The 14847-nt window shown below is 71.2% G+C and carries 11 protein-coding genes; 7 read left to right on the top strand and 4 right to left on the bottom strand.

Translation table 11 applies throughout. The features are described 5' to 3' along the window. Positions 1-336: 336 nt before the first annotated feature. Positions 337-705 (top strand): VOC family protein, encoded by a 369-nt coding sequence (locus tag KZQ38_RS00245; RefSeq protein ID WP_219437170.1) that lies wholly within the window; start codon positions 337-339, stop codon positions 703-705. Here the strand turns inward: KZQ38_RS00245 and KZQ38_RS00240 are convergent. The 4 genes from KZQ38_RS00240 to pdhA all read right to left on the bottom strand — a co-directional run bounded on the left by KZQ38_RS00240 (position 702) and on the right by pdhA (position 5271). Next, entirely contained in the window at positions 702-1607 is a 906-nt protein-coding gene (locus tag KZQ38_RS00240) for a helix-turn-helix domain-containing protein (protein ID WP_219437168.1), read from the bottom strand. The genes KZQ38_RS00245 and KZQ38_RS00240 overlap by 4 nt on opposite strands. A gap of 105 nt (positions 1608-1712) precedes the next feature. Continuing rightward, positions 1713-3041 (bottom strand): dihydrolipoamide acetyltransferase family protein, encoded by a 1329-nt coding sequence (locus KZQ38_RS00235; protein WP_219437166.1) that lies wholly within the window; start codon positions 3039-3041, stop codon positions 1713-1715. 14 nt (positions 3042-3055) lie between these two features. Beyond that, the gene (locus KZQ38_RS00230; RefSeq protein ID WP_219437165.1) at positions 3056-4078 is read right to left on the bottom strand and encodes an alpha-ketoacid dehydrogenase subunit beta; all 1023 of its coding nucleotides are present in this window, start codon (positions 4076-4078) and stop codon (positions 3056-3058) included. Beyond that, on the bottom strand, positions 4078-5271 hold the full coding sequence (pdhA, locus tag KZQ38_RS00225) for a pyruvate dehydrogenase (acetyl-transferring) E1 component subunit alpha (protein WP_219437163.1): 1194 nt from the start codon (positions 5269-5271) through the stop codon (positions 4078-4080). The genes KZQ38_RS00230 and pdhA overlap by 1 nt, the downstream gene beginning before the upstream one ends. 453 nt (positions 5272-5724) lie before the next feature. Here pdhA and KZQ38_RS00220 point away from each other — a divergent pair, with 453 nt between their 5' ends. From KZQ38_RS00220 to KZQ38_RS00195, 6 genes are all read left to right on the top strand, one after another. Then, entirely contained in the window at positions 5725-7140 is a 1416-nt protein-coding gene (locus tag KZQ38_RS00220; protein ID WP_219437161.1) for a M20/M25/M40 family metallo-hydrolase, read from the top strand. A gap of 116 nt (positions 7141-7256) precedes the next feature. Continuing rightward, positions 7257-9926, top strand: coding sequence for an MGH1-like glycoside hydrolase domain-containing protein (locus KZQ38_RS00215; protein ID WP_308258173.1), 2670 nt, complete (start codon positions 7257-7259; stop codon positions 9924-9926). A 156-nt stretch (positions 9927-10082) separates the two neighbouring features. Next, positions 10083-10895, top strand: a complete 813-nt coding sequence (locus KZQ38_RS00210) for an ABC transporter substrate-binding protein (protein WP_219437157.1) — start codon at positions 10083-10085, stop codon at positions 10893-10895. A gap of 76 nt (positions 10896-10971) precedes the next feature. Beyond that, positions 10972-11784: an amino acid ABC transporter permease gene (locus KZQ38_RS00205; RefSeq protein ID WP_219437155.1), complete on the top strand. Its 813-nt coding sequence runs from the start codon at positions 10972-10974 to the stop codon at positions 11782-11784. Positions 11785-11787: 3 nt separating this feature from the next. After that, positions 11788-12552, top strand: a complete 765-nt coding sequence (locus KZQ38_RS00200; RefSeq protein ID WP_219437153.1) for an amino acid ABC transporter ATP-binding protein — start codon at positions 11788-11790, stop codon at positions 12550-12552. A 93-nt stretch (positions 12553-12645) separates the two neighbouring features. Beyond that, positions 12646-14790, top strand: coding sequence for a translocation/assembly module TamB domain-containing protein (locus KZQ38_RS00195; protein ID WP_219437151.1), 2145 nt, complete (start codon positions 12646-12648; stop codon positions 14788-14790). Positions 14791-14847: the final 57 nt, after the last annotated feature.

Here is a 14847-nt window from a genome sequence, read left to right as displayed (position 1 = left end):
CCGGTCGGACTGCCGCCCCTACGGGCCGCGTCAGATCACTAGATGTGCAGGGGTCCGCCGACCAGTACGACACCGGCTCGCCAAGCCCACTCGGTGGCGGCCCTTGCGGTCTCATGAGACCGCTGTCGTGTTCCGTGCGCCGGCTAACGGGTTCCCGCACCGGTCAACGCGCGCAGGTGGTGCGACCTCTGCCTCAAGACCTCCACCACCTGCGAGCGACGTTGGAGATCCAGCGGCTGGTGGTGGCACGGGCGATCTCGGGCATGCACATCCGGTGAGGGCACCTGGTCCCCGAGCGGCGCGCGGGGTGGGGTGGGGATCGCTATCGTCGGGAGCATGATCGGGACGTTGCAGTGTGTCGTGCTGGACTGCCCGGAACCGCGGGTGCTGGCCGAGTTCTACCGGGGTGTGCTGGGTGGCGAGGTGGACCGCCCGGGCCAGGAGTGGTCGTTGGACGACGACTGGTCGACGCTCCACCACACCGCCGGTGTGCTCGCCTTCCAGCGGGTGGTGGAGTACGTCGCCCCGGAGTGGCCGGGGGCCGAGCGGCCCCAGCAGTTTCACCTCGACGTGGTGGTCGCGGACCTCGCCTTGGCCACCGACGAGGTCCTCCGGCTGGGCGCTTCGGTCCTCGACGACTCGCACGACGGGTGGACCGTTTTCGCCGACCCGGTGGGCCACCCGTTCTGCCTCGTGCGCTCCTAACGGCCGGCTTCGGCCAACCACGCGCGCTCGGCCGACGTGTCCGGCACCGCGGGCCACCCGTTGATGATCGCGATCAACGACCAGTAGCGCTCGGCCCGCGGGTCGCCGAACTCCGCCAACCACGCGGACATCTCCGGCCCGACCGGCGTGCCGATCGCCTCCGCCCACCGCTCGTTGATCTCGGCCACGACCCGCGCCCCCTCGGGCGTCCCGGGCGCGATGCCGGCGTCCAACGCCTCGCGCACGCGTGCCGTCATCTGCTTGAACGCCGCCAACTGCTCGGGCGACCCACCGCGGGACATGTCCTGCCCCTCGGCGCGCATTTCCTGGTGCCGCTCGGACATCCGCCGGATCGACGCCCGGAAGTCCTCGTCGCGCACCAGGTTCGCCAGCTCGACCCACGCCTCCAGCTGCTCGGCCGACGGGTCGTCGGGCAGCTCCACGCGCACCGACCGCATCCCGTCCCGGAACGCCGGGTCCAGGTCGAGATCCCCGAACACCTCGTCGAAGAAGTCGTCCAGGATCGCCTGGCGCTCCTCCTCGGACAGCTTCGCCAACTCGTGCACCGCTTCCACCTCCCCGTTCCGGGCCACGACGCGCAGCACCGCCCGGCGCAGCCGGAGCGTCCTCATCTGCGCGTCGATGGCCTCCACGTGAATCCGCGCCACCTCGGCGACGGACACCTCCCGTGCCAGCACGCGCTGCGCCGTGGACAGGTCCACGCCCAGGTCGCGCAACGTGCGCACGAGACGGAGACGCGCCAACCCCTCGACGTCGTAGGTGCGGAACCCGCCCGAGGTCCGGCCCGCCACGGGGACGATCCCGGAGTCCGAGTAGAACCGGATCGTCCGCGTGGACAACCCGGTCAACCGCGCCAGCTGGCCGATGGAGTAGTGCGTCACGGGGACCACCTTGGACTTTCCAGTCGCTGGAACTTCAAGTCGTTAAACAGCACGACGGGCCGGCCACCCCGCGGAGGAGGTGACCGGCCCGTCGCGTCGGAACCGTCAGTACGTCATCGCGACGGCGGGGTCGGCGAGCAGCGCGCCGACGTCCGCCAGGTACTGCGAACCCTGCTGCCCGTCGACGACGCGGTGGTCGAAGCTGAGCGCCAACTGGCACACCTTGCGCGGCACGACCTGGCCGTCGACCACCCACGGCATGTCGCGGATCGCGCCCAGCGCGAGGATCGCGGACTCACCGGGGTTGATGATCGGCGTCCCGGTGTCGACGCCGAAGACGCCGACGTTGGTGATCGTGATGGTGCCGTTGAGCATGTCCGCGGGCGTCGTCTTGCCGTCACGGGCGGTGGTGGCCAGTTCGTCCAGCGCGATGGCCAGTTCCCGCAACGACATCCGGTCCGCGTCGCGGACCTTCGGCACCACCAGGCCGCGTGGCGTGGCGGCGGCGATGCCGAGGTGCACGTACTCCTTGTAGACGATCTCGCCGGCCGCCGCGTCCCATGTCGCGTTCACGTCGGGCGTGCGGCGGGCGGCGAGGACGACGGCCTTCGCCGCGAACGCCAGCGGGGTGAGCTTGACGTCGCGGAACTCCGGCGTGTTCTTGAGCCGGGCGCGGAGTTCCATCATCGGGGTCACGTCGACCGTCAGGAACTCGGTGACGTGCGGTGCGGTGAACGCGCTGTCCACCATGGCCTGCGCGGTGGCCTTGCGGACGCCCTTGATCGGCACGCGTCGTTCCCGCGCGCCGGGCACCGGGGCGGCGGACACCGGGGCGGCGGCCGGCGCGGTCAACGCCTGTTCCACGTCCTCGCGGGTGATCACGCCACCCGGTCCGCTGCCCGCCAGGGCGCGCAGGTCCACGCCCAGGTCCTTGGCCAGCTTCCGGACCGGCGGCTTGGCCAGGGGCACGGTGGCGACCGGGGCCGTGACAACAGGGGCCGTGACGGTGACCGCGGGCGCGGCCGGCGCGGGCGCGGGACCGGCCGCCACGGGTGCCGGCGCGGGCGCGTCCCGGCGGGTGCGGCGCTTGGCCGGACCCGACTTCGGGCCGTAGCCGACGAGGTTCGCCACCCGGCCCTCGCCCTGGTCGGCGGCGGGCGCGGTGCCGTTCGTGCTCGACGTGCCCGCCGGGTCCACGTCGATGGTGATGATCGGCGTGCCGACCTCGACCGTCCGGCCCACCTCGGCCAGCAGCTCGGTCACCACCCCGTCCCACGGGCACGGCAGCTCGACCGCCGCCTTGGCGGTCTCGATCTCCACGATGATGTCGTTGACCTTGACCGCGTCACCGGGCGCGACGTGCCAGGTGAGGATCTCGGCCTCGGTCAGCCCCTCCGCCGTGTCGGGCAGGGGGAACTGCTTGTACTGCGGCATCTCCGGTGTTCCCCTTACCAGGCCAGCGAGCGGTCTACGGCGTGCAGCACCCGGTCGAGGTCGGGGAGGAACTCCTCCTCCAACTTCGACGGCGGGTACGGCGTGTCGAAACCGGTCACCCGGAGCACCGGCGCCTCCAGCGAGTAGAAGCACTCCTGCTGGACCTTGGCCGCGATCTCACCGGCGATGGACGACTCGCCGGGCGCCTCGGACACCACGACCAGGCGGCCGGTGCGGCGCACCGACTCGTAGACCGGCGCGAGGTCCAGCGGCGACAGCGCGCGCAGGTCGATGACCTCCAGCGAACGGCCTTCGTCCTCGGCCGCCGCGGCGGCGTCGAGGGACGTGCGGACCATCGGCCCGTACGCGACGACGGTGACGTCCGTGCCGGACCGCAGCACGCGCGACTGGAACAGCGGCGCGGGCGCGGCGGTGGTGTCGACCTGGCCCTTCTCGTAGTACCGGCGCTTGGGCTCGAAGAACAGCACCGGGTCGTCGGAGTCGATGGCCTGCTGGATCATCCAGTAGGCGTCGGCCGGGTTGGCGCAGGAGACGACCTTGAGGCCGGCGGTGTGCGCGAAGTACGACTCGGGCGACTCGGAGTGGTGCTCGACCGCGCCGATGCCGCCGCCGAACGGCACGCGGATCACCATCGGCAGCTTGAGCCTGCCCTGGGTGCGGTAGTGCAGCTTCGCGACCTGGCTCACCAACTGGTCGAAGCCGGGGAAGATGAAGCCCTCGAACTGGATCTCGCACACCGGCCGGTACCCGCGGATGGCGAGGCCGACGGCGGTGCCGATGATGCCGGACTCGGACAGCGGCGTGTCCAGCACGCGCTGCTCGCCGAAGTCCTTCTGGAGCCCGTCGGTGATGCGGAAGACACCGCCGAGCTTGCCGACGTCCTCGCCCATCACGAGGACCTTGGGGTTGGCCTCCATCGCGGCGCGCAGGCCGTTGTTGATCGCCTTCGCGATGGTCATCGTCTGCACGGCCGAGGGCTCGGCGGACGCGGATCGGTCCATCGTCGGAGCGGCCATCAGTGCTCACCTCCCGCGAAACCGGCGTGGTAGGCCAGGAACTCGTCGCGCTGGGCCTCCAGCACGGGGTTGCCCTCGGCGTAGACCTGGCTGAAGATCCGCCCGGCGGGCGGGGTTTCGAGGTTGACGCAGAACTCGCGCATCTCGACCGCGAGTTCCTCCGCGTCGGCCTCGACCGAGTCGAAGAACGCCTGGTCCGCCCACTGCTGCTTGACCAGGTGCACCTTGACCCGCTCGATCGGGTCCTTGAGCTTCCACATCTCCAGCTCGTCGGAGAGCCGGTAGCGGGACGGGTCGTCGGACGTCGTGTGCGCGTCCATGCGGTAGGTGAACGCCTCGATGAGGATCGGCCCGTTGCCCTGGCGGCACTCCTCCAGCGCCCAGCGGGACACGGCCAGCGTGGCGAGCACGTCGTTGCCGTCGACCCGGATGCCGGGGAAGCCGTAACCACGTGCCCGCTGGTAGAGCGGGAGGCGGGACTGGCGCTCGGTGGGCTCGGAGATGGCCCACTGGTTGTTCTGGCAGAAGAAGACGAGGGGCGCGTCGTACACGGCGGCCCAGACGAAGCCCTCGTGCACGTCGCCCTGGCTGGTCGCGCCGTCGCCGAAGAAGACCATGGTGGCCTCGCTGTCGGCGTCGCCCACCTTGCCGTCGAACTTCTGGCCCATGGCGTAGCCGGCGGCGTTGAGGACCTGGTTGCCGATGACGATCGTGTACGGGTGGAAGCGGTGCTCGACGGGGTCCCACGAACCGTTGTCGGTGCCCCGGAACATGCCCAGGATCTCCGTCGGCCGCACGCCGCGGCACCACGCCACGCCGTGCTCGCGGTAGCTGGGGAACGCCATGTCGTTGGGCTTGAGCGCGCGGCCCGCGCCGATCTGCGCGGCCTCCTGGCCGAGCAGCGGCACCCACAGGCCCAGTTCGCCCTTGCGCTGCAAGGCGTTGGCCTCGCGGTCGGCCCGGCGCACCAGGACCATGTCGCGGTAGAGGCCCCGCAGCTCCTCGCCCGAGATGTCGAGGTGGAAGTCCGGGTGCTCGACCCGCTCGCCCTCGGGGGTCAGGAGCTGCACCAGGTCGGCGCCGCCCTCGTCTGTCGCTCGCAAACCTGCGATCACCTGCTCCGCGGTCGGGGTCGCGGCGGTGGCCGGCGGGCTGTCCGGCCCCGGTTGCGTCCATTTCTCAGGGGACGACATTGCGCCTTACTCCTCGTCTACGAGGCCGCCAAGTCGCTCGTGACGACCATGCGCGGCGGCACCGCCAGTCGCCGCCGCCCCGGTGGGGGTGGCCGGTCGACCGTCGGCGCTGACGGTGTCTCTCATCCACATCCTGACACGCGTTCACCCGGGATGGTGAGACCCGTCCCACTTTGTAACCGTCCGGGCACGCGCCTGAGCAGGGACAACGGTAGGAGGGCCAATGTTCGGCAGTCCGAGTGAAGCGTTCGGGCAACGGACACGCGTGTCCCGGTTACCGTTCGTTAACGATGGGCGGTACGCCGTCGGGCACACCCGGTTGGGCGAAACGCGCGGGCCGTACCTCGCGGGTTGGCCCAACCCGCGTGCCGACCGACCGTGGACGTCCGACCATCGGGCGCTCAGCCGTTGTCCACGAACCGGTACGCGAACGCGCCGTGTAAGGATCGGGGGGTGGACCGTTCAGCGCTGACCAGTACCGTCCGAGGGCTCTGGGACGACGACATCCTCCCGAGCCTGTCCGACCTCGTCGCGGTGCCCGCGATCTCGCCCGTGTTCGACCCCGACTGGGCCGAGCACGGCCACCTGGCCGCCGCCATCGAGCACGTGCGCGCCTGGCTCGCCACGCGCGACCTGCCCGGCGTCGCCGTCGAGGTGGTCGAGCTGCCCGGCCGCACGCCCGTGCTGCTGGTCGACGTGCCCGCGGCCGGCGCGGAGTCGACCGACACCGTGCTGCTGTACGGGCACCTGGACAAGCAGCCGCCGGTGGCCAACTGGTCCGAGGGGCTGGGCCCGTGGACGCCGGTCGTGCGCGACGGCCGCCTGTACGGGCGCGGCGCGGCCGACGACGGCTACTCGGGTTACGCCGCGATCGCCGCCATCGAGGCCGTGCGCGCGGCGGGCGGGCAACACGCGCGGTGCGTCGTGCTGCTGGAGACCGGCGAGGAGTCGGGCAGCCCCGACCTGCCCGCGTACCTGGAGCACCTGCGGCCCCGCCTCGGCGACGTGTCGCTGGTGGTGTGCCTGGACTCCGGCGGCAGCGACTACGACCGCATGTGGCTGACCACCTCGCTGCGCGGGCTGGTGCAGGTCACCGCCACCGTGCGGGTGCTGGAGAGCGGGATGCACTCGGGCATGGCCAGCGGCATCGTGCCCAGCTCGTTCCGGATCGCCCGGCAGCTCCTGGACCGCCTGGAGGACTCCGCCACCGGCGAGGTGCTGGTGCGGGAGATGCACGTCGAGGTGCCCGCGAACCGGATCGCCGAGGTCGGCGACGCCGTGGCCGCCGCGCCGGGCGTGCAGGTGTCGTCGGCGCCGTGGGCGCCGGGCGTCCAGCCGGTCGCGACGGACGAGGTGGAGCTGGCCCTGAACGCCGGCTGGCGGCCCACGCTGTCGGTCATCGGCGCGGACGGCCTGCCCGCGCCCGAGGACGCGGGCAACGTGCTGCGGCCGTTCACCACCCTGGTGCTGAGCTTCCGGCTGCCGCCCACGGCCGACTCGAAGGCGTCCGTCGAGGCCGTCAAGCGGCTGCTGACCACGGACGTGCCGTACGGCGCGGTGGTGGAGCTGTCCCGGATCGAGGCGGCGGACGGCTGGAACGCGCCGGACCTCGCGCCGTGGCTGCGGGACACGCTCGACGTGGTCGGCGACGAGGTGTTCGGCGCGCCGTGGCGGACCGTGTCGCTGGGTGGCTCGATCCCGTTCATGGGCCTGCTGCACGAGGCGTACCCGCAGGCGCAGTTCCTGGTGACGGGCGCGGTCGGGCCGGACAGCAACTGCCACGTGCCGGACGAGTGGCTGCACCTGGCGCACGCGGCCCGCGTCACCGAGGCCGTGGCCGTCGTGTTGGACGCGCACACCCGGCGCTGACCCGGTCGGGTTGGCCGGGTACCGCCTCCGGGTGGGAATGGTCCGGTTACCGGCGTGTGGGGCTGCGCGAACCCGCCGGTAACCGGTCCACTGGATCGATGCCGCACACTGGCCGGGTGGACGAGCATCGACAGCAGGCGGAACGGGCGCGGTTGGCGGAGGCCGACGCGCCCACGTCGCCGTGGCGGCTGTGGGGGCCGTACCTCGCGGGACGCCAGTGGGGCACGGTGCGGGAGGACTACTCCGCGGCCGGTGACGCGTGGACGTCGTTCCCGTTCGAGCACGCGCGCTCACGGGCCTACCGGTGGGGCGAGGACGGCATCGCCGGCATCTGCGACGTGCACGGGTTCCTGAACCTCGGGCTCGCCCTGTGGAACGGCCGCGACCCGTTCCTCAAGGAGCGCTACTTCGGGCTGACCAACGACGAGGGCAACCACGGCGAGGACGTCAAAGAGCACTGGTGGGTGACCGACGGCACGCCGACGCACTCGTGGATGCGCGTGGTGTACCGGTACCCGCAGGCCGAGTTCCCGTACCGCGACCTGCGGGAGATGGCGGCGAGCGCGGGCCGCCAGGAACGCGAGCCGGAGCTGTCCGACACGGGCGTGCTGGACGACAACCGCTTCTTCGACGTCCAGGTGACCTACGCCAAGGCGTCGCCGACGGACATCTGCGTGGAGATCACGGCCACCAACCACGGCCCGGACCCGGCGCCGCTGCACCTGCTGCCGCACCTGTGGTTCCGCAACACGTGGTCGTGGGGCCGCGACGACCGCCGCCCGCGCCTCACCGCCGTCACGCGTGACGGGTGGCGGCGGATCACCGCGGACCACGGCGCGCTCGGCCGCTACACGCTGCACGTCGAGGGCACGCCGACGCTGCTGCTCACCGACAACGAGACCAACGAGGTCGAGCTGTTCGGCGCGGCGCGCAACCCGACCCGGCACACCAAGGACGGCATCGACCGGTACGTGGTCGGGCACGACTCCGGCGCGTGCCTGGTCGCCGGCCCGGACGACGAGCGCGGCCCCGGCACGAAGGCCGCCGCCTGGTACTCGTTCGACCCGGTCGAGCCGGGCGAGTCGGTGTCCGTGCGGCTGCGGCTGGTCGCGGGCGACGGCCACGTGGACGCGTTCGGCCCGACGTTCCGGACCACGCTGGACCAGCGGCTGGCGGAGGCCGACGAGTTCCACCGCACGGACCTGGACCCGGCGCGCGCCAAGGTGGTCCGCCGTGCGCTGGCCGGTCTGATGTGGACCAAGCAGCACTACCGGTTCCGCACCCGCGAGTGGCTGGACGGCGACCCGGCGCAACCCGCCGCGCCCAAGTCGCGCCGCCGCCCGCAGGCGCGCAACGCGCACTGGGGCCACTTCGACGTGGCCGACGTGATCTCCATGCCGGACGAGTGGGAGTACCCGTGGTTCGCGGCGTGGGACCTGGCGTTCCACACCGTGCCGTTCGCCCTGGTGGACCCGGCGTTCGCGAAGGAGCAGCTGCTCCTGCTGTGCCGCGAGTGGCTGATGCACCCGAACGGCCAGCTGCCCGCGTACGAGTGGGAGTTCGGCGACGTGAACCCGCCGGTGCACGCGTGGGCGGCGCTCCAGGTGTACCGCGTGGACCGGGACCGGAAGTTCCTGGCGAAGGTGTTCCACAAGCTGCTGCTGAACTTCTCGTGGTGGGTGAACCGGAAGGACGCCGACGGCAGCCACCTGTTCGAGGGCGGGTTCCTCGGCATGGACAACATCGGCCCGGTGAACCGGTCGGAGCCGATGCTCGGCCAGTGGCGGCTGGAGCAGTCCGACGCGACGTCGTGGATGGCGGCGTACAGCCTGCACCTGATGCAGATGGCGTTGGAACTGGCCCGGGACGACGACTCGTACGAGGACGTGGCCACGAAGTTCGTAGAGCACTTCCTGAGCATCGCGGAGGCGTCCACGCGGTTCGGCTCGGGCGGGCGCGGCATCTGGGACGAGGCGGACGGGTTCTGCTACGACGTGGTGTCGCGGCGGCTGCCGGACGGCGCGGTGCAGTCCCAGCCGGTGCGCGTGCGGTCGATGGTGGGCCTGATCCCGGTGCTGGCGTGCGCCGTGCTGGAGCCGTGGGTGTTCACGGAGCTGCCGGGGTTCGCGCGGCGGCTGGAGCACCTGCTGGAGCGGCGGCCGGAGCTGGCGCGGTTCCTGACCCGGCGGGACGGCCGGGTGCTGCTGTCCCTGCTGGACGAGGCGAAGCTGCGCCGCGTGCTGAGCCGGATGCTGGACGAGGGCGAGTTCCTGTCGCCGCACGGCATCCGCAGCCTGTCTGCGGCGCACCGGGAGGGCCTGGAGGTGCAGGTCGCGGACCAGGAGCACCGGATGGGCTACGAGCCGGGCGAGTCGCGGACGCCGATGTTCGGCGGCAACTCGAACTGGCGCGGACCGGTGTGGTTCCCGACGAACGCCCTGCTGGTGGCGGCCCTGCGCACGGTCGAGTCGTTCCACGGCGGGATGTTCCACGTGGAACTGCCGACCCGGTCCGGGCGGCACGTGACGGCCGGCCGGGCGGCGGACGAGCTGGTCCGGCGGCTGGCGGCGTTGTTCCTGCCGGACCACGACGGGCGGCGGCCCGCCGACGGCAAGCGGGTGGAGGCGACCGACTCGCCGTTGTGGCGGGAGCACATCACCTTCAGCGAATACTTCGACGGCGACACCGGCGAGGGCCTGGGCGCCACCCACCAGACCGGCTGGACTGCGCTGGTGGCGCACCTGCTGACCGACCGCCACCGGACCGGCCCCGGCAGTACGCCGTGATCTGCGTCCGACCGCCGGACGATTTGCGACGAGGTGACCGTTGTGACGCAAAATCGCCGCTCAGCTTCGGGCTGTAACACGCACGTGCTGTCCACCACGTCACCCAAGTGGCAGTATGCCGGGCACTCGACCGACACAGTTACGAGGAGTGACGCCGTGGCCCGTCGTACCAGGCACGCTGTGCTCGCCCTGCTGCCCGTCCTCGCGCTGGCCGCGACGGCGTGCGCGTCCAAGGTCGACACCGGATCGCAGGTCAACGGCTCCGGGATCAACCTGGTCCAGAGCGGCAAGCTCGTGACGTGCACCCACCTGTCCTACAAGCCGTTCCAGTACAGCGAGGGTGACCAGACGGTCGGTTTCGACGTCGACCTGGTCAACCTGGTCGCCAAGGAACTCGGCGTCAACCAGGAGATCTTCGACACGCCCTTCGAGACGATCACGTCGGGCGAGGTGTTCAACAGCAACAAGTGCGACCTCGCCGCCGCCGGCATGACGATCAAGCCCGAGCGCGCGGCCGTGATCGACTTCTCCGAGCCGTACTTCGACGCCGAGCAGGCGTTGCTGGTCAAGAAGGACTCGCCGGTCAAGGGCCTCGCCGACCTGCGCGGCCAGAAGGTCGGCGTGCAGCTGGAGACCACCGGCGAGATCTACGCCAACGAGAAGGCGGGCGAGTTCGGCTACACCGTCGTCCAGTTCGAGGACCTGCCGCTGATGGAGACCGCCGTGCGCACCGGCGCGGTGGCCGCGGCGATCAACGACAACGGCGTGCTCTACGACTACGTCAAGGAGTACCCGGACACCGCGGTGGCGACCGAGTTCGACACCAACGAGCAGTACGGCATCGGCCTGAAGAAGGGCAACACCGCCCTGAAGGCCAAGGTCGACGAGGTCTTCAAGAAGGCCAAGGACAGCGGCGAGTACGACAAGCTCTACGAGAAGTGGTTCGGCAAGAAGCCGGCGAAGAAGTGACCGGCTGACCCCGCGGGGCCGGTGCTGCCACGGCACCGGCCCCGTGCCTTGTCCCCACTCCCCGCGAGGAGTCCCCATGGCACTTTCCAAGCGACAACGCGCGAAGGTGTTCCGCCTCGCGCAGTACGCGCTGCTGGTCGTCGTGATCGTGGTCCTGGCGCTGGCCGCCGACTGGACCGAGGTCAAGCGCGCGTTCTTCAACCTGGACATCGCCGCGTCGATGTTCCCGAACGTCATCACCACGGCGTTGAAGAACACCATCGTCTACACGGCGCTGGGCTTCGCGTTCGGCCTCGTGCTGGGCCTGGTGCTGGCGCTGATGAAGCTGTCGTCGGTCCCGCCGTACCGGTGGATCGCGACCATCTACATCGAGTTCTTCCGCGGCATCCCGGCGCTGCTGGTGTTCATCGCGCTGGGCTTCGGCGTGCCGCTCGCGTTCGGTCTCCAGTTCGACATCTACTCCACGGTGATGCTCTCGCTGGGCATCGTCGGCGCGGCCTACATGGCGGAGACGATCCGCGCCGGCATCCAGGCGGTGCCCAAGGGCCAGATCGAGGCGGCGCGCTCGCTGGGCATGTCGCACGGCCGCACGCTGGCCACCGTCGTGATCCCCCAGGCGTTCCGGATCATCCTCCCGCCGCTGACCAACGAGCTGATCCTGCTCACCAAGGACTCGTCGCTGATCTACATCATCGGCCTGGCCCGCGAGCAGTACGAGCTGACCAAGTTCGGCCGCGAGACGCTGAGCCGGTCGCCGTCGCTGACCCCGATCCTCGTGGTCGGCCTGTGCTACCTGGTGATCACGATCCCGCTGGGCCACCTCTCGCGCCACCTGGAGCGGCGCACGGGCGGGCGGAAGATCCGCACGCCGGAATCGACGGGGGTGTAGGCGATGACCGACGACGTGGCCGTCCGGATCACCGGGCTGAAGAAGTCGTTCGGGTCGCTGGAGGTGCTCAAGGGCATCGACGCGACGGTGGGCCGGGGCGAGGTGGTGTGCGTCATCGGGCCGTCCGGCTCGGGCAAGTCGACGCTGCTGCGGTGCGTGAACCTCCTGGAGGAGCCCACCGGCGGGAAGATCGTCGTGGACGGCACCGAGCTGACCGACCCGGACGTCGACATCGACGCCGCCCGCGTCCGGATCGGCATGGTGTTCCAGGGCTTCAACCTGTTCTCCCACCTCAACGTGCTGAACAACCTGACGGTGGCGCAGCGCAAGGTGCTCAAGCGCTCGCCGCGGGAGGCGCAGGAGGTCGCGCTGCGCAACCTGGAGCGGGTCGGGTTGTCGGAGAAGGTCAACGCGATGCCCGCGGAGCTGTCCGGCGGGCAGCAGCAGCGGGTGGCGATCGCGCGGGCGCTGGCCATGGACCCGGCCGTGATGTTGTTCGACGAGCCGACCTCGGCGCTGGACCCGGAACTCGTGGGCGACGTGCTGGGCGTGATGCGGGAACTGGCCGACGAGGGCATGACGATGCTGGTCGTCACGCACGAGATGCAGTTCGCGCGCGAGGTGGCCGACCGGGTGTTGTTCATGGACGGCGGCTACGTGGTCGAGGAGGGCCCGGCGGCGCAGGTGATCGGCGAGCCGGCGCACGAGCGGACCAAGTCGTTCCTGGCGCGCGTGCTCGACCCGACGCACCAGCGACCGGCGAGCTGACCCGCTGCGTGTTCCCGAAGTGACGGCCGGTGGTCTGACCTATCGGGCGGAACCGCTTGCGGCGCGGGTGGGGCGGCGGTCATTGTCGATCACATGACGGAGCCGGGCGCGCGGGGACTGGACGTGTTCGACCCCAGTCCGCCGCGCACCCACCGGATGCCCGCCGCCGACGTGCTGCGTGGTCTGGGCGAGGCCGAGACCGGTCGGCTGCTGCCGCGGCGCAAGCCCAACGCGCCGCCGGTGATCCGGGTGGTGGACCGGTTCCTGACCGGTGTGCTCGACCTGCGCGCGGTCGAGCTGAACTACGTGCTGGAGTTCGTGCGCTGCCGGTTCGAGGAGCCGCCGGACCTGCGGCAGGGCCGGTTGGCCGGCGTCGAGTTCGCCGACTGCTGGCTGCCCGGCCTGCGGGCGCGCAACCTCAGCAGCACCAACGAGGTGTCGCTCGCGGGCAGCACGGTCGACGGCCAGGTGGACCTGACCGACGCCGACATCGCCGCGTCGTTGTCGTTGCGGGGCAGCGCTTTGCGCGTGCCGGGCGGGGTCGCCGTGCAGGCGGACCGGGTGAAGCTCGCGGGCGCGCTGCTCGCGCAGCGGGTGGCCGTGACCGGCGAGTTCCGCATGGCCAGCGCCCAGGTCGGCGGCTACTGCAACTTCACCGGCGCGTTGCTGGAGAACGCGGGCGCTTACTCGTTGCGCGGCACCAACGCGCACGTCGGCGGCAGCGTGTTGTTCAGCGCGGCGACGGTGCGGGGCACGTTGCTGCTGGCGAGCGCGCGCTTCGAGTCGGAGCTGACGTTGCGCGGTGCGACGGTGTCCGAGGGGCGGCGGGAGCAGGAGGCGGCGCTCGACCCGCACGCCGACCCGACGTCGTCGGTCGTGCTGGACCGGATCACCGTGGACGGCGACGTGCAGCTCGACCGCGGTTTCACCGGGTCCGGCACGGTGCGCATGGTGAACGCCGCGCTCGGCGGCACGTTGTCGTTGTCCGGCGGCCGGTTCGACGCGCGCACGCCGCCGGACGGCAACGACCCCACCGGCTACGGCCGGGCGCTGCACCTGGACGGCGCGCGGGTCGGCGGCGACGTGCTCGGCCGCCGTGCCCACGTGCGCGGGCAGGTGCGGATGGTGGACGTGCAGGTCAAGGGCAGCCTCACGTTCGACGGCGCCACCCTGGACAACCCGCGCGCGGACGCCGTGCTGGGCAACCGGTCCACCGTGGGCAGCAACCTGACGTTGCGCGAGGTGGAGGTCGCGGGCGGCATCGAGCTGCGTGGCGTGCGGATCGGGGCGAACCTCGACCTGCGCGGCAGCCGCATCACGTCGCCCGGCCGGTACCGGCACATGCCGGCGGGCAAGCCGTCGCTGGACGTCGGTGGTGGCGAGATCGGGCGGGACCTGATCTGCGCGCGGGGCGCCAAGGAGTTCGTGGCGCACGGCGGCGTGCGGGCGCGGCGGGCGCAGGTGGGCCGGATGGCGACGTTCGCGGGTGCGGTGCTGGGCGACAAGCTGGACAGCCACGCGTTGAACCTGCTCGGGATGCAGGTGCAGGAGCTGGTGCTGACGCCGGTCAGCCCGCCGCGTGGTGACGTGACGTTGCGCCAGGTGCGTTGCACTTCGTTGGAGGACAACGAGTCGTTCTGGTCGGCGACGGGGTGGATCGACCTGGAGGAGTTCCGGTACGACTCGTTGCGGCACCCGATCGACCTGCGTGACGACGACGAGGTGGAGCGCCGGCTGCGGTGGTTGCGGCAGGCGATGCGGCGCAGCTACCGGCCGGGGCCGTACGACCAGTTCGCGGAGATGCTGCGGGCGAGCGGCAACGACGAGCACGCGGCCACCGTGCTGGTGGAGAAGCAGCGGCTGCGGTACCGGGCGGTGGCCGAGGGCAGGCGCTGGCTCGGGCCGCTGGTGCTGCTGTGGAGCTGGTTGCAGCGCTCCATGGTCGGTTACGGGTACCGCCCCGCGCGTGCTCTCGCGTGGTTGGTGGTGTTGTGGTTGCTGGGGAGCATCTACTTCTACGTCGGCAAGCCGTTGGACGTGATCAACGCCGACGACCGGATGAAGTTCAACGCGTGGCTCTACACGATCGACCTGGTGGTGCCGATCGTGGACCTGGGCAACAAGAACCGGTGGCAGACCGAGGGCATCTCGCAGTGGATCATGGCGGCCCTCATCGTGATGGGCTGGATCCTGGCGACCACCGTCGCGGCGGGTCTCACCCGGATGCTGCGGCGGTAGCGCGTTCCCCGTCCCCGACCGGCCAGGAGTTCCCTTTCGGGCAGCCGAGTCCCTGTC

This window comes from Saccharothrix obliqua (assembly GCF_019375475.1).
Lineage (GTDB): Bacteria > Actinomycetota > Actinomycetes > Mycobacteriales > Pseudonocardiaceae > Actinosynnema > Actinosynnema obliqua.
Note: the sequence above shows the minus strand (reverse complement) of the source record. Positions and strands in the feature narration are given on the sequence as shown.